Source organism: Micromonospora sp. NBC_01392 (genome assembly GCF_045040125.1).
Classification (GTDB): Bacteria; Actinomycetota; Actinomycetes; order Mycobacteriales; family Micromonosporaceae; genus Micromonospora.
In genome coordinates this window covers 1154269-1174128 of sequence record NZ_CP109549.1, presented here as the reverse complement: position 1 = coordinate 1174128, position 19860 = coordinate 1154269, and the positions used below count along the sequence as shown (strand labels likewise).

The 19860-nt window shown below is 74.1% G+C and carries 22 protein-coding genes and 1 tRNA gene; 2 read left to right on the top strand and 21 right to left on the bottom strand.

The window, feature by feature from the left end; all coding sequences use genetic code 11:
• Window positions 1-54 precede the first annotated feature (54 nt).
• Window positions 55-135 (bottom strand) — tRNA-Leu (locus OG767_RS05645).
• 101 nt (window positions 136-236) lie between these two features.
• On the opposite strand from OG767_RS05645, the gene OG767_RS05640 reads away from it, so the two are divergent.
• A complete protein-coding gene (locus tag OG767_RS05640) occupies window positions 237-2066 on the top strand; it encodes a hypothetical protein (protein WP_405092451.1) in 1830 nt (609 codons plus the stop codon).
• Between the two features lie 72 nt (window positions 2067-2138).
• Here the strand turns inward: OG767_RS05640 and OG767_RS05635 are convergent, their stop codons facing one another.
• The 17 genes from OG767_RS05635 to eno form a co-directional block, all read right to left on the bottom strand.
• Window positions 2139-3473 (bottom strand): NAD(P)/FAD-dependent oxidoreductase, encoded by a 1335-nt coding sequence (locus tag OG767_RS05635; RefSeq protein WP_405092450.1) that lies wholly within the window; start codon window positions 3471-3473, stop codon window positions 2139-2141.
• 102 nt (window positions 3474-3575) lie between these two features.
• The gene (locus tag OG767_RS05630) at window positions 3576-4139 is read right to left on the bottom strand and encodes a hypothetical protein (RefSeq protein WP_405094142.1); all 564 of its coding nucleotides are present in this window, start codon (window positions 4137-4139) and stop codon (window positions 3576-3578) included.
• 5 nt (window positions 4140-4144) lie between these two features.
• Window positions 4145-5509 (bottom strand): DUF58 domain-containing protein, encoded by a 1365-nt coding sequence (locus OG767_RS05625; protein ID WP_405092449.1) that lies wholly within the window; start codon window positions 5507-5509, stop codon window positions 4145-4147.
• Window positions 5509-6504, bottom strand: a complete 996-nt coding sequence (locus tag OG767_RS05620; protein ID WP_405092448.1) for an AAA family ATPase — start codon at window positions 6502-6504, stop codon at window positions 5509-5511. Before OG767_RS05620 ends, OG767_RS05625 begins: the two co-directional genes overlap by 1 nt.
• Window positions 6504-7088: a hypothetical protein gene (locus OG767_RS05615; RefSeq protein ID WP_405092447.1), complete on the bottom strand. Its 585-nt coding sequence runs from the start codon at window positions 7086-7088 to the stop codon at window positions 6504-6506. The genes OG767_RS05620 and OG767_RS05615 overlap by 1 nt, the downstream gene beginning before the upstream one ends.
• Window positions 7085-7819 (bottom strand): DUF4129 domain-containing protein, encoded by a 735-nt coding sequence (locus tag OG767_RS05610; RefSeq protein ID WP_405092446.1) that lies wholly within the window; start codon window positions 7817-7819, stop codon window positions 7085-7087. The genes OG767_RS05615 and OG767_RS05610 overlap by 4 nt, the downstream gene beginning before the upstream one ends.
• 22 nt (window positions 7820-7841) lie before the next feature.
• Window positions 7842-8555 carry a uracil-DNA glycosylase gene (locus OG767_RS05605; protein WP_405092445.1) on the bottom strand — a complete coding sequence of 238 codons (714 nt, stop codon included), beginning with the start codon at window positions 8553-8555 and terminating at the stop codon, window positions 7842-7844.
• 19 nt (window positions 8556-8574) lie between these two features.
• Window positions 8575-9261 carry a dienelactone hydrolase family protein gene (locus OG767_RS05600; protein WP_281944178.1) on the bottom strand — a complete coding sequence of 229 codons (687 nt, stop codon included), beginning with the start codon at window positions 9259-9261 and terminating at the stop codon, window positions 8575-8577.
• 148 nt (window positions 9262-9409) lie between these two features.
• Window positions 9410-10441: an HAAS signaling domain-containing protein gene (locus tag OG767_RS05595; RefSeq protein WP_405092444.1), complete on the bottom strand. Its 1032-nt coding sequence runs from the start codon at window positions 10439-10441 to the stop codon at window positions 9410-9412.
• Window positions 10438-10770: a PadR family transcriptional regulator gene (locus tag OG767_RS05590; protein ID WP_396861218.1), complete on the bottom strand. Its 333-nt coding sequence runs from the start codon at window positions 10768-10770 to the stop codon at window positions 10438-10440. The genes OG767_RS05595 and OG767_RS05590 overlap by 4 nt, the downstream gene beginning before the upstream one ends.
• Window positions 10771-10846: 76 nt before the next feature.
• A complete protein-coding gene (locus OG767_RS05585) occupies window positions 10847-11224 on the bottom strand; it encodes a type II toxin-antitoxin system death-on-curing family toxin (protein WP_405092443.1) in 378 nt (125 codons plus the stop codon).
• The gene (locus OG767_RS05580; protein ID WP_405092442.1) at window positions 11221-11424 is read right to left on the bottom strand and encodes an Arc family DNA-binding protein; all 204 of its coding nucleotides are present in this window, start codon (window positions 11422-11424) and stop codon (window positions 11221-11223) included. The genes OG767_RS05585 and OG767_RS05580 overlap by 4 nt, the downstream gene beginning before the upstream one ends.
• A 45-nt stretch (window positions 11425-11469) precedes the next feature.
• Window positions 11470-12399: an exopolyphosphatase gene (locus OG767_RS05575; RefSeq protein ID WP_405094141.1), complete on the bottom strand. Its 930-nt coding sequence runs from the start codon at window positions 12397-12399 to the stop codon at window positions 11470-11472.
• Window positions 12400-12442: 43 nt separating this feature from the next.
• Entirely contained in the window at window positions 12443-12955 is a 513-nt protein-coding gene (locus OG767_RS05570) for an amino-acid N-acetyltransferase (protein WP_405092441.1), read from the bottom strand.
• 1 nt (window position 12956) lies between these two features.
• A complete protein-coding gene (locus OG767_RS05565; RefSeq protein WP_405092440.1) occupies window positions 12957-13514 on the bottom strand; it encodes a DUF501 domain-containing protein in 558 nt (185 codons plus the stop codon).
• Window positions 13515-13536: 22 nt separating this feature from the next.
• The gene (locus OG767_RS05560; RefSeq protein WP_405092439.1) at window positions 13537-14169 is read right to left on the bottom strand and encodes a septum formation initiator family protein; all 633 of its coding nucleotides are present in this window, start codon (window positions 14167-14169) and stop codon (window positions 13537-13539) included.
• A gap of 29 nt (window positions 14170-14198) precedes the next feature.
• The gene (gene eno, locus OG767_RS05555) at window positions 14199-15482 is read right to left on the bottom strand and encodes a phosphopyruvate hydratase (protein WP_107162353.1); all 1284 of its coding nucleotides are present in this window, start codon (window positions 15480-15482) and stop codon (window positions 14199-14201) included.
• Between the two features lie 212 nt (window positions 15483-15694).
• On the opposite strand from eno, the gene OG767_RS05550 reads away from it, so the two are divergent.
• Window positions 15695-16387, top strand: a complete 693-nt coding sequence (locus OG767_RS05550) for a hypothetical protein (protein WP_405092438.1) — start codon at window positions 15695-15697, stop codon at window positions 16385-16387.
• Window positions 16388-16390: 3 nt separating this feature from the next.
• On the opposite strand, the gene OG767_RS05545 is transcribed toward OG767_RS05550, so the two are convergent.
• The 3 genes from OG767_RS05545 to OG767_RS05535 form a co-directional block, all read right to left on the bottom strand.
• Window positions 16391-18010, bottom strand: coding sequence for a DUF885 domain-containing protein (locus OG767_RS05545; RefSeq protein WP_405092437.1), 1620 nt, complete (start codon window positions 18008-18010; stop codon window positions 16391-16393).
• A gap of 117 nt (window positions 18011-18127) precedes the next feature.
• Window positions 18128-19099 carry a nucleoside triphosphate pyrophosphohydrolase gene (locus tag OG767_RS05540; RefSeq protein ID WP_405092436.1) on the bottom strand — a complete coding sequence of 324 codons (972 nt, stop codon included), beginning with the start codon at window positions 19097-19099 and terminating at the stop codon, window positions 18128-18130.
• Window positions 19096-19851: a hypothetical protein gene (locus tag OG767_RS05535; RefSeq protein WP_405092435.1), complete on the bottom strand. Its 756-nt coding sequence runs from the start codon at window positions 19849-19851 to the stop codon at window positions 19096-19098. Before OG767_RS05535 ends, OG767_RS05540 begins: the two co-directional genes overlap by 4 nt.
• Window positions 19852-19860: the final 9 nt, after the last annotated feature.

The following is a 19860-nucleotide window of genomic DNA, read 5'->3' as shown; positions in this document are numbered from 1 at the left end:
ACGCGGCGACAAGACCGTGCGCGGCGTCAAGCTGTGGGAAAGCTGAGAGTTCGGTGCCCGGGGCGGGGGTCGAACCCGCACGCCTTTCGGCAGCCGCTTTTAAGGCGGCCGTGTCTGCCGTTCCACCACCCGGGCGGGTGACACCGCCGCGCCGACACGCGCGGTGCAGATCTCACCGTAGCGGCTGCGCCGCGCCGCGGCGTACCCCGTGGGGGGCGGCCGATAGGGTCGGGGCCGTGACCAGCGCCGCCCGCGCGGCCCCCGGGCCCGACCGCGACCAGGCGGTCCGACCCGCACCGGCGACCGCCGCGGCGCGGGTCGACCGGGTACGGGCCGCCGCTCGCCGGCACCGCGCGGACCTGCTGGTCGGGCTGCTGTTCGTGGCGTTCGCCGGCGGCCTCACCCACGGCCTGTGGCCGACGCCGGGCACCCGGATGCTCGCCCTCAACCCGGCCGACCAGACGCTCTACGAATGGTTCCTGGCGCTCCACGCGCGGGCCCTGGGCGGCGACTTCAGCCTGGTCACCGACCGGCTCAACGCGCCGGACGGGGTCAACCTGATGGCCAACACCTCGGTCGTCGCGCTCGGGGTGCTGCTCGCGCCGGTCACGTGGGCGTTCGGCGCGCCGGTCACGTTCGCCCTGCTCGTCGCCGGCAACCTGGCCGGCACGGCGGTCGCCTGGTATCTGCTGTTCACCCGGACGCTGCGGGCCCACCGGCTCGCCGCCGGGCTCGGCGCGGCGCTCTGCGGCTTCGGGCCGGGCATGGTCTCGCAGAGCAACGGTCACCTGCACATGACCGCGCAGTGGCTGGTCCCGGTGCTGGTCTGGCTGGTGGTGCGGCTGCTGCGCGCCGCCGACCCGGCCGGTCGCCGGGACGGCCCGGACCGCCGCCGGATGATCTCCTCGGCGGTCGCGCTGGCCGGCACCGCCGTCGTCCAGGTCTTCGTGGGCGAGGAGGTGCTCTTCCTCACCGCGCTCACGCTGGCGGTGCTGGCCGTCGCGTACGGGCTGGCCGACCGGGAGCTGTCGCGTCGGGCACTGCCCGGCTTCGCCGGCGGGCTGCTCGGCGCCGCCGGGCTCGCGCTGGTGGTGCTGGCGCACCCGCTCCGACTCCAGTTCGCCGGTCCGCAGGGCGTCGCCGACGGGATCTTCCCACCCGCCTACTTCTCCGCCGACCTGACCGGTTGGGCCCGGCTCTCCGCGCTGACCGTGCTCGGCAGCCCGGAGGCGGTCCGGCTGACCACCGGCCCGGCGGAGTTCACCACGTTCCTGGGCTGGCCGCTGCTGGCGGTGGCGGCCGGGTGTGCGGTCTGGCTGGGCCGGCGCGCGCTGGTGCGCGCCCTGGTCGCCGCGGCGCTGGTGATGGCCGCGTTCTCGCTCGGCCCCGAGGTGGTCGCCGGCGGCGAGCGGACCGGCGTGCCCGGCCCGTACGCGCTGCTGGCCGGCCTGCCGGTGGTGGACGGCGCGCTGCCCACCCGGTTCGCGCTGGCGGTGCTGCCGCTGGTCGGCGCCGTGCTCACGCTCGCCGTGCACCGGGCGCTGCACGAGCCGGGTCCGGCGCGCCGGCTGGTGCCGCTGGCGGTCGGCGCGGCCCTGCTCAGCGTCTTCCCGACGCCGCTGCCCACGATCGACCGGCCGACGCTGCCCGAGTTCGTCACCGGCGGCCACTGGCGACAGTGCGTACGCCCGGGCGGGGTGCTGGTGCCGGTGCCCACGGCCACCCCGCAGCACCCCGGGCCGATGCGGTGGGCCACCGCCACCGGCGTCGGGTTCGGCATGCCGGAGGGGTTCTTCATCGGCCCGTACGGTCCCGGCGGCTCGGCCACCATGGGCACCTGGCAGCGTCCCACCTCGGCGCTGCTGGCCGACGTGGCCCGGCGGGGCGTCGCGCCGGCGATCGGTGACCGGCAGCGCCGCCAGGCGGCCCGGGACGTCGACGCCTGGGGCGCGTCCTGCGTGGCGCTCACCGACGACGCCCCGCACGCGGAGCTGCTGCGCCGGACGCTGGAGGCGCTCTTCGGGCCGGGTGCCCGCGTCGCCGACGCCTGGACCTGGCGGTTCTGACCCCGGCCCTGCTCCGACCCCGGGTACGGCGAAGGGCCCCTCCCGTACGGGAAGGGCCCAACGCTGCGAGCGTCAGACGCGCGCCGCGGCGGGCGGCGGGGCGGACGCCTCCGCGAACTCCTCACGCGGGTCGTGCAGCTGGCCCAGCGCGACCACCTCACGCTTGAGGAAGAACGCCAGCGACCAGTCCACCACCACCCGGACCTTGCGGTTGAACGACGGGATCCGCGACATGTGGTACGTCCGGTGCATGAACCACGCCGGCCAGCCGGTCATCTTCACGCCGTAGACCTGCGCCACGCCCTTGTGCAGGCCGAGGCTGGCCACGCTGCCGGCATGCTTGTGCTTGTAGTCGACCGGTTCGCGCCCGCGGATCACGTTCACGATGTTGTCGGCCATCCGGGCCGCCTGCCGCACCGCGTGCTGGGCGCTGGGCGAGCAGAAGTTGCCCGGCTCCTTGGTGAGGTCCGGCACGGCGGCGCAGTCGCCGGCGCTCCACGCGCCCTCGACCACCCGGTCGCCGTCCACGATCTGGAGCGTCGGCCGGCAGGTCACCCGGCGCCGCTCGTCGCGCGGGAAGTCGGTGGCGTCCAGCATCGGCGACGGCTTCACGCCGGCCGTCCACACGATGGTGTCGGACGGGAAACTGTCGCCGTCGGAGAGCTTGACCACCCCGTCGACGCAGGACTCCAGTCGGGTGTCCAGCCGGATGTCCATGTTCCGCTTCAGGAGCTGCTGCACCGTGTAGGCGCCCATGTCCCGGTCGACCTCGGGCAGCACCCGCTGGGTCGCCTCGACCAGCACCCAGCGCATCTCCTCCGGCTTCAGCTCCGGGTAGTAGCGCAGCGCGTCGCGGGCCATGTCCTCCATCTCGGCGAGCGCCTCGATGCCGGCGTAACCGCCGCCCACGAACGTGAACGTCAGCGCGCGGCGCCGGACCTCCGGGTCGGTCGTGGCGGCCGCCACGTCCAGCCGGTCCAGCACGTGGTTGCGCAGGAAGATGGCCTCGCCGATGGTCTTGAACCCGATGCCGTTCTCGTGCAGGCCCGGGATCGGCAGGGTGCGGGAGACCGAGCCGGGGGCGACCACCACGTGGTCGTACGGGATCTCCCGGGTCGGGCCGCTGATCGGCTGCACCACGGCGGTCTTCCGGTCGTGGTCGATCCGGGTGACCGTGCCGGCCACCACCGTGCACTTGCGCAACTCCCGCCGCAGCGGCACCACAGCGTGTCGCGGGGAGATGTTGCCGGCCGAAGCCTCCGGGAGGAACGGCTGGTACGTCATGTGCGGCTGGGGGTCGACGACGACCACCTCGGCCTCACGGGAGCTCAGCTTCTTGGACAGGCGCAGAGCGGCGTACAGGCCAACGTGCCCGGCACCCACGACAAGGATCCGCTTCGGATTCACGTCATCCATCTTTCCCCGGGGGGCTCCGGTAATACCGCGCGAGACCCCCTTCTGTGACGGAGCACAACCGGTGTGACCTGCGCAACGTCCCGCCGCGTCCCGTCATCTGCGACGCAGCAGCCACCCCAGCAACGCGCTCAGCCCCACCGCGACCAGCAGTCCCACCACTGTCGCCGCCTGCGTCCCGGCGGTCCCGCCGACCCCGCCGAGCCAGGCCAGCACGACGCCGAGCACGGCGCTGCCCAGCACCACGCCGCCGGCCCGGGCCAGCCACCGCAGCACCAGGTCCGGGTCGATCAACCCGTCGTAGGGCAGCAGCGCGGCCAGCGCGCAGAGCGTGTGCGCCAGGTAGAGCAGCGTGGCCACGGCGAGCAGCCGCCACAGCGCCGGCGGCCGGTCGTAGCCGAGCATGGCCAGCAGCCAGCCGCCGACCGTCACCAGCGCGGCGAACGTCGGCCAGAGCCGGCGCGGCGCGACCGCCGGCAGCACCGCGGCCACCGCCAGGGCCAGCAGCGACCGCGGGGCCAGCATCTGCACCGGGTACGCCAGCAGGAAGCCGGCGAACACGACGAGGAAGATGCCGACGCGCACCAGCAGCGGCAGCGGGCTGACCCGGGCCACCTTGTACCGCACCGCCCGCACCCGTTCCACGAGCCCGCCCGCCAGGTCACTCACCGCAGCCCCACCCTCGGCGCCATGGCCAGGCGGGACACGTCGCGCAGCACCTCGTCCAGGCTGCCCGCGCCGGCCCAGCGCACCACCGGCACGCCGTGCTCGCGGAGCTGCCCGATCATCGTGTCCCGGTCCAGCCGCCACAGCCGGTACGCCACCTCGGCCCAGCCCCGCTCCTTCGGCACCGGCAGCTCCGCCGGCAGCGTGTCCACCGCCACCACGAACCGCCCGCCCCGGGCCAGCCGGGCCAACATCTGCGCCGACCGCTCGTCCAGCAGCGGGGTGAGCACCACCACGAGCGCGTCCGAGGAGAGCACCTGCGGGCCGAACACCTGGTCGTACGGCTCGTGCGGGGACGACTCGGCCTGCACGTCGAGCAGCCACTCCAGCACGGTCAGGTACTGCCGGCGCCCGGTGGCCGGGCGCAGTCGCCGGGCGGCCGGACCGTACTCCAGCAGCGCCACCCGGTCGCCCCGGTGCAGGTAGTGCTCGGCGATCGCGGCGGCGGCCCGGACCGTGGTGTCGAGCACCGACGCCGGCCCGCGTACGCCGCCGGAGCGGCCCGCCTCGGCGAGCACGTCCAGCAGCACCACCACCTCGGCGTCCCGGTCGGAGAGGGTGGCCGCGACGTGCAGTTGGCGGGCCCGCAGGGACACCCGCCAGTCGATGCGGCGCAGCCGGTCCCCGGGCGCGAAGACGCGTACCCCGGCCAGCTCGCCGCCCTCCCCCGGCCGCCGTGACCGGTGCGCGCCGACCAGCCCGGCGGCCCGGGGCATCGCCTCGACCGCGTCGAACGGCTCGGTGCGCGGGTAGACCCGGGCGCGGATCGGGGCGGTGATCACCGCCCGGGAGACCAGCAGCCCGTCCGCGGCGGCGACCCGGACGCCGGCCGGGCCGAACGGGTGCCGGCCCCACCGCAGCGCGGTGCCGGTCAGCTCCAGGTCGACGGCGCTGCCCCGGGGCACCGACGTGACGAACGGCCGGTCCGCGCCGCCGGAGCGGCTCACGTCCAGCTCGGCACCGCCGAAGCCGACCTTCTCCACCCGCAGCCAGGGCGACATCCGGGTCCGGACCACCGCCAGGTCGTAGCCGATCAGGTCCGGGTTGGCCACCGCCACCGTGGTGGCCATCGGCGACCCTTCGACCAGGTGCGTGTCCGCGACGCTCAGCTCCAGCTCGGGCTGGGTGGCCGGGCGGCGGCGCAACCCGTACGCGGTGCCCAGCGCGAACGGCGTGGCCAGCACCACCAGGTCGATCCGGCCGAGCAGCACGGCCGCGACGAGCAGCACGCCGGTGAGCAGCACGGCCCGGCCGAGCGCCCAGGTGGGCGCCCAGCCGTTCGCCGGCTCGGCCCGCTCGTCCATCAGCGCCCGGCGGCGTAGCTGGGCAGCGCGCCGCTGGCCGGGGCGGGCGTCGACTCGAGCACCTCGCCGACCACGAACGCCGGGTCGACCCGGCGCAACCACATCTCCGGACGCAGCGTGATGCGGTGCGCCAGCGCGGGCGCCGCCACCGCCTTGACGTCCTCCGGCACCACGTAGTCCCGGTTGGCGAGCACGGCCCGCACCCGGGACAGCAGCAACAACGCCAGCGAGCCGCGCGGCGACGCGCCGACCAGCACGGACGGGTGCTCGCGGGTGGCCGCGGTGAGCGCCACGATGTACCGGCCGATCGAGTCCTCGACCACCACGTCCTCCAGCGCGGCCTGCATGGCGCGCAGCGTGGCGGCGTCCACCACCGGCGTGATCTCGGCCTCCTCGCGGCGGCGGGCGATGCGCCGGCGCAGCACGTCCCACTCCTCGTCGTGGTTCGGGTAGCCGAACGAGACGCGCAGCAGGAACCGGTCGAGTTGCGCCTCGGGCAGCGGGTAGGTGCCCTCGTACTCGATCGGGTTGGCGGTGGCCAGCACGTGGAACGGCTCGTCCAGCCGGTAGGTCACGCCCTCCACCGAGACCTGCTTCTCCTGCATCGCCTCCAGCAGCGCCGACTGGGTCTTCGGCGGCGTCCGGTTGATCTCGTCGGCGAGCAGCAGGTTGGTGAAGAGCGGCCCGGCCCGGAACGAGAAGTCGCCGCTGCTCTGGTCGTACAGGAACGAGCCGGTGACGTCGGCGGGGAGCAGGTCCGGGGTGAACTGGAGCCGGCGGAAGTCCAGCCCGAGCGCCTGCGCGAAGCACCGCGCGGTGAGCGTCTTGCCCAGGCCGGGCAGGTCCTCCAGCAGCACGTGGCCGCCGGCCAGGATGCCGGCCAGCACCAGCTCCAGCGCCTCACGCTTGCCGACCACGACGGTGCCGACCGCGTCCAGGACGGTCCGGGCGAGCCGGCCCACCTCGGCGGGAGGCATGCTCCGGTCCTCGTTCATCAGATCTTCTCCAGTTCGGCGACGATCGCCGCGAGGTCGCGCGGCGTCGGGGGGCGGCGGGCGGGGGTGCCGAGGAACGTCCACAGCGGCTCGCCCAGCAGGGCGCGGGCGCGCGCCGGGTCGGACTCGCGGGTCACGCCGTGCCGCTGGCGCAGCCGCTCGTCGGCCAGTTCGCCGAGGCGGGGCAGCACCCGCTCGGTGAACCGCTCCCGGTTGTCGACGCACCAGTCCAGCGGCCGTTCCCAGCCGTTGATGGCGGTGCGCAGCGCGTCCCGGGCGGACCAGTTCCAGGTGCCGGACTCCTCGCCACCGGAGGACCGCATGCCGGCGCGTGGGGGCGGCGGGGGCGAGAGCGCGGCGGTGACCCGGCGCACGGCGAGCACCGCGAGCACGCCCGCCACGATGATCCAGAGCGGCACCCGCAGGCCGACCGCGCGGAGGCCGACCACGATCACCACGACGGCGGCGGCGGTGACCAGCACGATCCGCAGCAACCACCGGGCCCGGCCACCGGTCGGTCGTCCAACTGCGGAGCCGGTGGGCTCCTCGCCGGAGCCGAGCAGGTCGTCGATGCTGGTGCTCATGCCGAGCCGACCTCCCCCGCCGCCACCCCGGTCAGCTCGCCGCGCAGCCGGCGCAGCGCCGCCCGGGCCTGGTCACGGGTGCGTTCGTCGACCGGGTGGGTGGCGTAGCGGGCCTCCCGGTAGACGTGCGCGAACCCGTCCAGCACGTCGGCGCTGGCGATCGCCGGGATGCCGGCCTCGGGGTCGCCGCGCAGCAGCCGGCTGACCAGGTCGGTGGGCGTGTCACCGGTCCGCCGGGGCACCCCGGTGTCCTCGGCGGCCTCCTCCAGCCGGACCCAGCAGGCGATCACCGCGGTCCGCGGGTCGGTGGCGCGGTCGTCCAACTCCTCCAGCCCGGCGTCCAGGGCGGCCACGACCTCGCGGGCGGTGCCCTCGGCGGTACGCCGGGTGCGCCGCACCGGCACCGCGCGGGTGGTCCGGCGCAGCGCGCCGCGGAGCACGTTCCAGAGCAGGTAGCCGACGACGGCGAGCACGATCGTGAAGAGCAGCGCCACCGCGGCGGTGCCCAGCCAGTCGGGCACCCCACCCTCGGAGGGCACGCCCGCCTCCCGGGGTTCGACCGGGATCGACGGCGGCGCCTCGGACGGATAGTCCGGGACGTACGGGACGTTGTCCACGGGCGGAATCCGGCTGGCCCCGATCGCGGAGTGCCCGGCGGCGACGGCGGCGACCGCGAGCAGCACCGCGACCGCCGCGACCGGCCACCACCTGCGCAGCACGCCGAAGTCCATTCCCCCGCCTCAGGTGTGTTCCTCAGTCCACCCCGGACAGTTGCTTGGCCCGGGTGAACACGTCGTCCAACATCGCCGGCGTGAGCCGGCCGGTGAACGTGTTCTGCTGGCTGACGTGATAGCAGCCGAGCAACGCCGGCACGGACTCGCCGGACCAGTGTGCCCCATGGCCGAACACGGGTCGCGGTGTGGGCGGGCGCTGTCCGTACACCTGGCGGAGCACCGGCCACCACGCGGCCCAGGCGAAAGCGCCCAGCGCGACCACCACGCGCAGCGTGGGGCGGATCAGTTCGACCTCGCGGTGCACCCACGGCGCACAGGTGTCCCGCTCGGCCGGGGTGGGCTTGTTGTCCGGCGGGGCGCAGCGCACGGCCGAGAAGATGCGGGTCTCCCGGAGCGTGAGGCCGTCGTCGGCGGCGACGCTCGTCGGCTGGTTGGCCAGCCCGGCCCGGTGCAGCGCGGCGAAGAGCACGTCACCGGAGCGGTCCCCGGTGAAGATCCGGCCGGTGCGGTTGCCGCCGTGCGCGGCGGGCGCCAGGCCGAGGATCGCGATCCGCGCGTCCGGCGGCCCGAGGCCCGGCACCGGCCGCCCCCAGTAGTCCTGGTCGCGGAACGCGGCCCGCTTGACCCGGGCCACCTCCTCGCGCCACGCCACCAGCCGCGGGCAGGCGAAGCAGTCACCGACCGCGCCGTCGAGGTCGGTGAGGTCGGTCGCCCGCGCCGCGCGGGCGACCACCTCCCCAGGGGTACGCGACTCAGCCAAGCTTCGCCCGGAACAGTTCCAGGGTGCGGGCCCAGGCGGTGGCGGCGGCCCGCTGGTCGAACTGCTCCGGCCGGTCCTCGTTGAAGAACGCGTGCGCGGTGCCCGGGTAGTCGAACGTCTGGCAGGTGCCGCCGGCGGCCTCGATGGACCGGCGTACGCCCTGCACCCCGTCGGCGGCGGAGAGACCGTCCGCTTCGGAACAGTGGACGAGCGCGGCCTTGCCGGCGTAGCCGGACCAGTCGGCGACCATGCCCTCCCAGGGCAGGCGCGGGTAGAACGCGGTGGTGGCGACGATCCGCTCGGAGGTCGTACCGGCCCACAGGGCGAGGCTGGCACCCGCGCAGAACCCGGCGCAGCCCACCTTGCCGGCCACCTCGGGGCGGCTCGCCAGGTATTCGGCGGCGGCCGAGATGTCGCTGGCCGCCTCGTCCATCTGGCTGCTGTTCAGCATCTGCCGGGGCTCGGTCGGCTTGACGGCGGGACCACCGTGCCGGAAGTCGGGCGCGAGGGCGACGAAACCGGCCTCGGCGAAGCGGTCGACCACGGCCCGGACGTGGGGCACCAGGCCCCACCAGTCCTGGATGACGATGACCGCCGGGCTGGCCGCACCGCCGGAGGGTATCGCGAGATACCCCTCGCTCGTCCCCCCGTTGCCGGTGAAGCTCACCATCTCGCCCATGGGCCCGTCCTCCTAGCGGTCAGTCACCGTTGGCTGGTCGCACAGTTGGCTGTTACGTGCCGGTAGCGTGCCACGCCGTCACCGGCCCGGGGAAGACGGAAGAACAGTGGCATTCACCTCCTGTCGGTTCATCCGGACGCGGCCGGAGTCAGGGCGTCGGTGTCGGCGTTGGTGTGCCGGGTGCGGCGGTCGCCGCCGGCGCGGGTGGGAGGCCGGACGGCGAGGCCGTGCCGGTGGCCGTGGGCGGGGCGGCGGGTGCCGGCGTCACGGCCGGCGGGGCGGCGGGTGCCGGCGTCACGGCCGGCGGGGCGGCGGGCACCGGCGTCACGGCCGGCGGGCCGAACGGGGCCAGTTCCGGGCAGTACGGGTAGGCGTTGCGCGGTGCCGGCACGGCGCCGGAGGCGTCGAGGCAGGTCGGCCAGCCGAGCCGGATCGGCACGCCGTTCTGGTCGAAGAGCTGGGCGTCGCGGATGAGCCGCCCCTGCTGGTCGTAGACGAAGACGTCCTCGATGCGGTCGTACCGCCGGTCGACCGCAACCTCCTGGTAGGAGGTGTAACCGTCCTCGCCGGCGTTGCGTTCGACGTCGGCGAGCACCGCGAACGAGAAGACCACCAGCACGGCGGTGCCCACCAGGTGCAGCCGGCGCGGCCACCCGGTGAAGCCGCCGGAGCGACGGCCGAGCCACAGCGACGCGAGGACCGCGCCGGTGAGCAGCAGCAGGCCGCCCAGCAGGCTGTCGTCGAGCCGGGGCAGCAGGCCGGCCCGACCGCTTCTCGTCATCTCGCCGATGAGCAGCGCGGCCAGATAGCCGCGCACCAGCCACCAGGCCGGGCGCAGCGAACGCAGGAAGTCCGCCACCCGGGTGTGCCCGAGCAGCGGGCCGAGTTGACGGTCGAGCAGTCGTAACTGGGTGGCGGCCCGGTCGCGCGCGGACGCCAGCCGACGCAGGCGGGCCGATCGGCCGCCCGGCTCCGCGCCGGCCGCGGTCCGCAACTCCAGCGCGTACGCCTCCGGTGCGCCGAGCCGGTCGACGAGCGTGCCGTCGCCCTCGGCGGCCACCTCGGCGAGGTGCTCCGGAAGGTCCTCGGTCAACTCGTCGCGGAGCGTCGGCGGCAGGTCGGCGAGCGCGGCCCGCACCCGGTCGACGTAGTCCGTGATCTCCTGCCCAGTGACGGTCATGCCGCCATCCCCCGATCGTCGAGCAGTGCGTCCATGGTGGTGGCGAACGAGCGCCAGGTCTTGCCGGAGCGGGTGAGCTGGTCCCGCCCGGCGGCGTTCAGCGCGTAGTACTTGCGGTGCGGCCCGGACTCGCTGGGCACCACGTAGGTGGTCAACAGGCCGCCCGCGAAGAGCCGGCGCAACGTGCCGTAGACCGAGGCGTCGCCGACCTCGGTGAGGCCGGCCTCGCGCAGCCGGCGGAGGATGTCGTAGCCGTAGCCGTCGGAGTCCTTGAGCACGGCGAGCACCGCCAGGTCGAGCACGCCCTTGAGAAGCTGCGTCGTATCCACGCTCCGCACAGTAGTGTGTAATACACAGTACCGTCAACGACCCACGGGCGGTCCAGCCGAGGAACCCCAGAGTGCGTCAGACGTAAAGCTTGCGGAGTTCGCGAGCCACGTCGGAAACCTCAGTCATGGTGCCGCCGGCGACTGACATCACGAAAGCTTCCGCCTGATCGACGTCGACATCCTGGATCGACACCTCGTTGAGGGCGAGGAAGACGCGTGCCGCCGCCCAGGCGAGACGCTTGTTACCGTCGATCAACGCGTGATTCATGCAGACCGAATGCAGCAACGCGGCGGCCTTGCTCCAGAGATCCGGGTACGCCTCCTGACCGAAAACCACGGTGGCCGGGCGGACCACCGCCGACGACAGCAGACCGAAGTCACGAACCTGCGGCGTCTCACCCAGCACGATCGAGGCGATCTCCACGAGGTCATCGACCTCGAGATAGTGGATCACTCGGCCAGCCTTCGCAGCAGCTCGGCGTCGCGCTCAGCCACCTCACGCGCGAGGTCTCGGACGCGAGCTCGGCGACTCCGGGCCGAGACGTACTCCTCCACGGCGACGACGATGGTGGCGTTCATCGACCGGTGCTCCTGCTCGGCGAGATCCTTCAACCGCTCGTGCAGCCCGTCGGGCAGATTGACAGTAGTGACCATATGAAAATCATACCGGCCGTGAACAGGGGCGCACCCGCCCCTGCGCTAGGCGAGGCTCCAGGCGATGCCGTCGAGGATGTCGTGCTCCGAGGCGACCACCGAGGGCATGCCGGTCCGCTCCATGATCACGCGCAGCACCAGCGCGCCGGCGCCGATCACGTCCGCCCGGCCCGGGTGCATCACCGGCTCGGCCAGCCGCTGTTCCCGAGTGGCGCCGAGCAGGTAGGCGGTCACCTCGGCGACCCGCGCGTACGGGACCCGGGCGTGGTGGATGCGGCTCGGGTCGTACCCCCGGAGCCCTTCGGCCAGGGCGACCACGGTGGTGACCGAACCGGCGAGCCCGACCAGCGTGGCGGCCTCCCGGCCGGGGACGGCGGCCAGCGCCCGGTCCACCGCCGCCGCGATGTCCGCCTCGGCGGCGGCGATCTCGGCCGGCGTGGGCGGATCGCCGTGCAGGTGCCGCTCGGTCATCCGGACGCAGCCGATGTCCACCGAGATCGCCCCGCGCACGCCGTCGGCGCGGGTGCCGACCACGAACTCGGTCGAGCCACCGCCGATGTCGACCACCAGGTACGGCGGTTCGGCGTCGGCGGGCAGCCCACGCACCGCGCCGGTGAACGACAGCCGGGCCTCCTCGTCGCCGGTCACCACCTCCGGCGGTACGCCGAGCGTCCGCTCGACCATCGCGCGGAAGTCGTCGGCGTTGGAGGCGTCGCGCGACGCCGAGGTGGCGCACATGCGCACCCGCTCGACGCCGGTCTTCTCGATCTCCGCCGCGTAGTCGGCGAGCGCCACCCGGGTCCGCTCGATCGCCTCCGGCGCCAGCGTGCCCGTCCGGTCGACGCCCTGCCCCAGCCGCACGATCTCCATCCGCCGGCTGACGTCGGTCAGCGGCGCCGCCGCCCCGGCGGAGGGATCGGGCAGGTCCGCGATCAGCAGTCGGATCGAGTTGGTCCCGCAGTCGATGGCCCCCACGCGCACGCTCACGGCGCCCACCCTACGGCAGCCCGACGCGGCTCTACAGGCGCAGCAGCATGCGGGTGTTGCCCAGGGTGTTGGGTTTGACCCGTTCCAGGTCGAGGAACTCGGCCACACCCTCGTCGTAGGAGCGCAGGAGTTGCTCGTAGACCGGCTGCGGCACCGGGGCGCCGTCGATCTCGTAGAAGCCGAACCCGCCGAAGAAGCCGGTCTCGAACGTGAGCACGAAGATCCGGGCGATGCCCAGCTCGCGGGCCGCGTCGATCAGCTCACCGACGATCCGGTGGCCGATCCGGTGCCCCCGGCAGGACGGGTCGACCGCGACCGTACGGATCTCGGCCAGGTCCTCCCACATGACGTGCAGCGCGCCGCAGCCGACCACCGTGCCGTCCGGCGTCACCGCCACCCGGAACTCCTGCACGTCCTCGTAGAGCGTCACGGTGGCCTTGCTGAGCAGCCGCCGGTCGTCGGTGTACGTGTCCACCAGCCGGCGGATGCCGCGCACGTCGGCGGTGCGGGCCCGGCGGACCGTGACCTGGTCGACGGTGGTCATCTCACTCCCCGGCGGGCACGTCCACGCAGGGGCCGGCGGCCCACCACTTCTCCACCAGCGCCAGCGTCTCGTCGCCGAACGGGTTCACCCCGGGGCCGGCGGCCAACGCGTGGCCGAGATGCACGTGCAGGCACTTCACCCGCCCGGGCATCCCGCCGGCCGAGATGCCGGCGATCTCCGGCACCTCGCCGATCGCGTCGCGGCGGGCCAGGTAGTCGGCGTGCGCGGCCTGGTAACGGGTCGCCAGCTCCGGGTCCTCGGCGAGCCGGTCGGCCATCTCCTTCATCAGCCCGGCCGACTCCAGCCGGCTGCACGCCGCGGTGGCCCGCGGGCAGGTCAGGTAGAACAGCGTCGGGAACGGCGTGCCGTCGGCCAGCCGGGGCGTCGTCTCCACCACGTCGGGCAGGCCGCACGGGCACCGGTGGGCCACCGCCCGGGTGCCGCGCGGCGGGCGTCCGAGCTGCGCGGCCACCACGGCCAGGTCGGCCTCGGTGGCCGGTCGGCGTTCCGGCGGGGGTACGGAGTCCGCCGCCGGCTCCTGCGGTGGTACGACGCTCACGGGTTGCGCCTTTCGAGGTAGCTCACTTGTCGGGACGCTCGGCGTTCGCCGCCTGCACGCTCGACCACAGCGTGTCGTACCAGGGGTCGGGCGGTCTCGGCGCCCCCGGCTTCGCGCCCTTGCCGGCGTCCTTGGCGGCCCCGTCCGGGTCGGAGAGCACCACCAGCAGCGTCTCCCCCGGCTTGCCCATGAAGAAGCGTTCCCGGGCCTGCGTCTTGACGTACTCCGGGTCCTTCCACTTGGCCGCCTCGGCGGTGAGCCGGTCGATCTCCGCCCGCTGCGCCGCCTGGGACGCCTCCATCCGCTCGATGTCGGTCTGCTGGTCCAGGTAGACCCGGACCGGATAGGTGTACGCCAGGGCGAGCGCGATCAGCACCGCGAACAGCACGGTGGCGCGCCCGGTGAAGCGCCGGGGTTGGGGTGCGGTGAGCCGCTTGACCGTGCCGCCGGCCGCGGTACGCCGGGCCGCGCCCGGACGGTTCGCGGAGCGTACGCCCTCGGTGACGCGGGACGCGCCGGGCGACCGGCCGGCGGTGCGCGCCTCCGCGCGGACGCCGTCGCGGGCCGTGGACCGGGTCCGGCCCCCACCCGCCCGGCCGGCCTGACCCGGCCGACGGGCGGGCCGCTGGCCACCCGGTGTGCGGCGCTGCTGCATCGTCACACCCCTCCCCCGGAGCGTCGACCTCAGGCCGAACGGTAACGCGGGAACGCGCCGGCGCCGGCGTACCGCGCCGCGTCGGCCAGCTCCTCCTCGATCCGCAGGAGCTGGTTGTACTTGGCGACCCGGTCGGAGCGGGCCGGCGCGCCGGTCTTGATCTGACCACAGCCGGTGGCGACCGCCAGGTCGGCGATGGTGGTGTCCTCGGTCTCGCCGGAGCGGTGGCTCATCATGCACCGGAAGCCGGCCCGGTGGGCCAGGTCCACGGCGTCCAGCGTCTCGGTGAGCGAGCCGATCTGGTTGACCTTGACCAGCACCGCGTTGGCGGCCCGCTCGGCGATGCCCCGGGCGATGCGCTGCGGGTTGGTCACGAACAGGTCGTCACCGACGATCTGGATCCGGTCGCCCAGCGCGGCGGTGAGCGTGGCCCAGCCGCTCCAGTCGTCCTCGGCGAGCGGGTCCTCGATGGAGACGATCGGGTAGTCGCCGGCGAGCTTGGTGTAGTAGTTGCTCATCTCCTCGGCGCTCTTGGTGCTGCCCTCGAACGTGTAGGAGCCGTTGTCGAAGAACTCGGTGGCGGCCACGTCGAGCGCGAAGACGATGTCGGTGCCGAGCCGGTAGCCGGCCTTCTCCACCGCCTCGGCGATCAGGTCCAGCGCGGCGGCGTTGGTGGGCAGGTTCGGGGCGAAGCCGCCCTCGTCGCCGAGGCCGGTCGACAGGCCCTTCTTCTTCAGCACCGACTTCAGCGCGTGGTAGACCTCGGCGCCGGAGCGGACCGCGTCCCGGAACGTCGGCGCGCCGATCGGCGCGATCATGAACTCCTGGACGTCGACGTTCGAGTCGGCGTGCGCGCCACCGTTGAGGATGTTCATCATCGGCACCGGGAGCAGGTGCGCGTTGGGGCCGCCCAGGTAGCGGAAGAGGCTCAGCTCGGCGCTGCCGGCGGCGGCCTTCGCCACGGCCAGGGAGACGCCGAGGATGGCGTTCGCGCCCAGCTCGCCCTTGTTGTCCGAGCCGTCGATGTCGATCATCTTCTGGTCGATCAGCCGCTGCTCGCTGGCCTCGTAGCCGATGAGCTGGTCGACGATCCGGTCCTCGATGTTCGCGACCGCCTTCTCGACACCCTTGCCCAGGTAGCGGTCCTTGTCGCCGTCGCGCAGCTCGACCGCCTCGAAGGCGCCGGTGGAGGCGCCGGACGGCACCGCGGCGCGGGCGATCGTGCCGTCGTCGAGCCCGACCTCGACCTCGACCGTCGGGTTGCCCCGCGAGTCCAGGATCTCCCGGGCGACAATTCCCTCGATGGTTGCCACTGAGTCGCTCCTCGTTTGTGTGTTCCGGTCCGGTGTGGGCCGCGACGGTGCGGCTGAGGCAGGTGTTGAACGCAGCGTATCGGTCCCCGCTCTCCGGTACGGCGCTCGGGGCGTACCCCGGGGCAGCGAATGAGACGGACATTCCCGGTTTACCGGTCGTCAACCGGCAACCGGTTTGCGAGAGGTTGCGTCGATCGACAAGGCTGGGCATCATGCCTGCCGCTTCGACGACCCTCCGCGTGCTCGCCGCCTCGGTCATCGCGTCGCTCTCGGTCACCGGCTGTCAGGCCCTGGACGACGCGGACGTCGCGCTCGGACGGGCCGACCTGGTCAACGACCTCGCCGCGCGGATGGACCGGGCGCTGGAGCGGACCTGGGCCGCGGAATACCAGCTCACCGGCGGCGGGACCGCCTCGATCGCGCAGACCGCGAAGCCGCTCCGCTCCACCTACGCCTGGCCCGGCGGCAGGATCACGGTGACCCAGGAGGCGGTGACCCGGTGCGCGAGCACCACCGCCCGCACCTCCTGCACCATGTCCCCGCCGGTGCTGACCGCCGGCAAGCCGTCGGTGATCGTCTACGACGAGGCGCGCAAGCAGGGGCTGGTCACCCCGCCGGCGGTGATCCGGCTGCTCACCGCCGCCGCGCTGGAGCCTCAGGCGGTCATCAAACAGACTGACACCACGCTGGCCGGGCACCACGCCACCTGCATCGACGTCACCGACGCCGGGGAGCGCTTCACCGCCTGCGTCACCACCGAGGGGGTGCTCGGCAGCTTCACCGGCACGCTCGACGGCAAAGCGGCCGAGCTCACCATGAGCCGCTACACCGAGACGGTCGAGGCCGGCGCGTTCGCGGTGCCGGCCGGCGCCGGTGTGGTGGACCGTCGCCCGAAGGCGTCCTGACCCTCACACCCCCAGCAGCGCGCGCAGGTGACGCGGCGGCGGGCAGTCGTGCGACAGCATCGCGTCGTGCCAGTCGCGCACCGGCACGCCGGCCGGCCGGGCGGCGGCGATGTCCGCCATCTCGCTGTAGCCGACGAAGTAGGTGGAGAGCTGGGTGGAGGTCAGCAACGCCCGCCGCCACTTGCCGGCCGCCTCGCCCTCCTCCTGGAAACCGCGCCCGGTCATCAACGCCATCGCCTCGGCCTCGGGCAGGTCGTCGCAGTGCACGAGCTGGTCGAGCAGCGCGTTGATGGTCATCCGGAGCTGCATCTTGAGCTGCTGCAACCGCACCGGCAGCCCGCCGAAGCCGAGCCCGGCCATCAGCTCCTCGGTGTAGACCGCCCAGCCCTCGATGAACACGCCGGACTCGGTGAGCGCGCGCACCCGGGTCGGGCCGGCGTACCGGCGGGCGTGCGCGAGCTGGAGGAAGTGACCGGGCATCGCCTCGTGCACGGTCAGGTTGCGGATCATGTGGTCGTTGTACTCCCGGTAGAACGACTCGACCCGGTGCGCCGGCCAGTCCGCCGGGGTGGGCGCGATGCAGTAGAACGTCGGCACGTCGGCCGTCTCCAGCGGGCCCGGCGAGTCGCAGTAGGCCACCGCGACGCCGCGCGCGAACTCCGGCATCTCCTGGATCACGCACGGGTCGTCGACGAGGCTGACCAGGTCGTGGTGGCGGACGAAGTCGGTGGCGTCGTCGAGCGTGCCGGAGGCGAGGCCGACGATGGTGGCGTCGTCCGGGTGCTCGGCGGCCAGCAGGTCCAGCGCGCGGCGTACCGTCTCGTCGTCGGCCGGACCGCCGACCAGCTCGACGGCCGCCGCGCGGATCTCGTCGGTGACCCGGTCGAGGTTGGCCCACGCGCGGCGCTGCACCTCGGCGGCGCCCAGCTCGGTGTCGAGCGTGTGCCACAGCCGTGCCTCCCAGCGCCGCCGGCCCAGCCGGGGGTCGCGCCCCGGCCCGGCGTCGGCCGCCAGCCCGGCCCGCAGCCACGCCACGAACTCGTCGAGCGCGGTGATCGCCGCGGTGGCGGCCGGCCCCACCCGGTCGCGCAGCGCCGGCGCCTGGGCGAGCAGCGCCGGCACCTCGTCGCGGACCAGCGCCGCCGCGCCGGTGAACTGCCCGACCGCCGTCTCGGCGTGGACCCGCGGCATGTCCCGCAGCGTCGCGCGCGCGGTCGCCAGCGCATCGGGTACGGCGGAGAGGCGCCCGGCCAGGTGGGTCAGCCGCTCCTCGACCGGGGCGTACGGCCGGGCCAGCAACGCGTGTAGCAGCGGGCCCGGGTTGTGCCGCAGTGGGTCCCACTCGTGGCTGCGGATCTCGGAATCCTCGAACAGCCCGCGGTCGACCAGGGCGCTGAGCAGCGCGTGGTCGACGCTCTCGTCGGTGTCGAGCACGTCGGGATCGATCTCGGAGAGCGCGTCGGCCGCGTCCCGGAGCATCGCCCGGTCGGCGGCGAGCGCGTCGGCGGAGAGGTCGGGCAGGCGGTCGTCGTAGCGGTGGTCCCCGACCGAGGTCGCCACCCCGGGCCGGCTCTCCAGCACGGCCTCCACGATCCGCTCCGCAAGCACCCCAAACGCTTCCATCCCCGAACCCTACCGATCACCCCCGACGCCCATCCCCCGCGATCTTGCAGTTGCGGCCCCTCCGATGCCGGATTCAGCCGATTTGTCGGGGCGGCAAGTGCAAGATCGGCGGCAGGGTCACCGGCGTTCGGCGGCGCGGACCGCGTCGGCGTACGCCAGGGTGGCGCGGCGGAGCGCGGCCTCCGGGTCGATGCCGGCCTGCCGGGCGGCCGCGACGGTGGCCAGCAGGCTCGCGCCGAGCCGCGCCTCCGCGTCCACCTGGGACTCGGCCAGCGGCGGCGGCACCGCCAGCCCCACCCGGCCGGCACGGTCCAGAATCTTCGCGGCCAGGGCCAGCGCGGGCTGGCTCAGCGCGATGCCGTCCAGCACCGAGTCACGGGTCTTCTCGGCCCGTTTGATCCGCTCCCAGTTCGCCTCGATCTCCTCGATCGAGCCGGCCTGCTCGCCGGCGAACACGTGCGGGTTGCGCCGCACCATCTTGTCGACCAGGCCGCCGGCCACGTCGTCGACGGTCCAGCTCTCCCCCTCCGGCAGGTCCTCCGCGAGCCGGGCGTGCAGCAGCACCTGGAGCAGCACGTCACCCAGCTCCTCGCGCAGCGCGTCGGTGTCGTCGGCCCCGATCGCGTCGTACGCCTCGTAGCACTCCTCCAGCAGGAACGGGGCCAGGCTGCGGTGCGTCTGCGCCCGCTTCCACGGGTCACCGCCCGGGGAGGCCAGCCGGTCCATCACCTCGACCGCGTCCAGCAGCCGGGCACCCGGTGGATCCCACGAGCCGTACATCAGCTCCAACTCGGCCAGGCCGGGCTGCCGGGCCAGCCGCAGCCCCAGCTCGCGGGCGAGCGCCTCGTCGCCGGCCGGGCCGGCCAGCCAGACCGCGCCGCCCTGGGTCGAGGCGGCATCCAGCAACGCCTGCGTCGCGCCCTCGGTCACCACGCGCACCTCGGCGCCGGCCGTCCGGACCGCCCGGGTCAGCTCGCTCTCCGCGCCGGTGAGGACCGGCGCGGAGCGTACGGCGTCCCAGGCGGCCGACGTCAGCAGACCGGCCGGCAGCCGGGGCGAGGTGACCAGCAGGATGATGCGCGCGGTCATGCGCCGGGCGCCGCCGACGGGTCGATCACCGGCACCGACTCACCGGTCTCCGGCTCCGGGGTGGAGACGTCGGTGACCGACGAGCCCGGCTCGCCCAGCGGCACGGCCACCGCCGGCACGTCGCCCTTGAAGCTGAGCAGCGGGAACGCCAGCGGGCGGTAGCGCGGGTTGACCGAGACGTCGTACCCGCCGATGGCGTCGGCGAGCACCTTGCGGGTGGCCAGCGCGGACCGGAGCTGCTGCCCGTCGAGCTGGCTGGCCGCGTCGGCGTCCTTCACGTCCGGCGGGATGGCGCCGGCGGCCCGGCCGGCCGCGATCACGGTGGCCAGGTCCTCGGCCGTGGGGGCGGCCGGCTCGCCGGCCGGCAGGCCGGACATGCAGGTGTAGAACTCGGCCACCTTCTTCGCGTACGTCGCGTCGGCGGGCAGCCCGGTCTGCTGCGCCACCTGCTCCGGCGTCACCTGGCCCTGCGGCTGGTAGCCCTTGTCGGCGGAGAGTTCCCGGCACACGTCCGACAGCACGAGGGTGGCGACCACCTGGTCCCGGGCCGGCAGCAACGCGTCGGCCTGACCGGCGGTGGCCGGCTGGCTGGACAGGCCGTCCCGGACCTCGTCGAGGATCGAGGTGACCCGATCCTCGGTGACGCGGGTGTCGCCGACGTAGGCGGCGACCCCGGGCTCGGTACGACAACCGGAGAGGGCGACGAGGCCGACCGCCACGCTGGCGACGGCGACAAGACGGCGAGCACGCATGACGGTCAC

Bases quoted from the DNA above. Each gene is read 5' to 3' on its own strand.
- OG767_RS05625 (WP_405092449.1), bottom strand. From the start codon at position 5,509: ATGGACGAGCGGGCCGAGCCGGCGAACGGCTGGGCGCCCACCTGGGCG.
- OG767_RS05620 (WP_405092448.1), bottom strand. From the start codon at position 6,504: ATGAACGAGGACCGGAGCATGCCTCCCGCCGAGGTGGGCCGGCTCGCC.
- OG767_RS05615 (WP_405092447.1), bottom strand. From the start codon at position 7,088: ATGAGCACCAGCATCGACGACCTGCTCGGCTCCGGCGAGGAGCCCACC.
- OG767_RS05610 (WP_405092446.1), bottom strand. From the start codon at position 7,819: ATGGACTTCGGCGTGCTGCGCAGGTGGTGGCCGGTCGCGGCGGTCGCG.
- OG767_RS05600 (WP_281944178.1), bottom strand. From the start codon at position 9,261: ATGGGCGAGATGGTGAGCTTCACCGGCAACGGGGGGACGAGCGAGGGG.
- OG767_RS05595 (WP_405092444.1), bottom strand. From the start codon at position 10,441: ATGACCGTCACTGGGCAGGAGATCACGGACTACGTCGACCGGGTGCGG.
- OG767_RS05580 (WP_405092442.1), bottom strand. From the start codon at position 11,424: ATGGTCACTACTGTCAATCTGCCCGACGGGCTGCACGAGCGGTTGAAG.
- OG767_RS05570 (WP_405092441.1), bottom strand. From the start codon at position 12,955: ATGACCACCGTCGACCAGGTCACGGTCCGCCGGGCCCGCACCGCCGAC.
- OG767_RS05560 (WP_405092439.1), bottom strand. From the start codon at position 14,169: ATGCAGCAGCGCCGCACACCGGGTGGCCAGCGGCCCGCCCGTCGGCCG.
- OG767_RS05550 (WP_405092438.1), top strand. From the start codon at position 15,695: ATGCCTGCCGCTTCGACGACCCTCCGCGTGCTCGCCGCCTCGGTCATC.
- OG767_RS05545 (WP_405092437.1), bottom strand. From the start codon at position 18,010: ATGGAAGCGTTTGGGGTGCTTGCGGAGCGGATCGTGGAGGCCGTGCTG.
- OG767_RS05540 (WP_405092436.1), bottom strand. From the start codon at position 19,099: ATGACCGCGCGCATCATCCTGCTGGTCACCTCGCCCCGGCTGCCGGCC.
- OG767_RS05535 (WP_405092435.1), bottom strand. From the start codon at position 19,851: ATGCGTGCTCGCCGTCTTGTCGCCGTCGCCAGCGTGGCGGTCGGCCTC.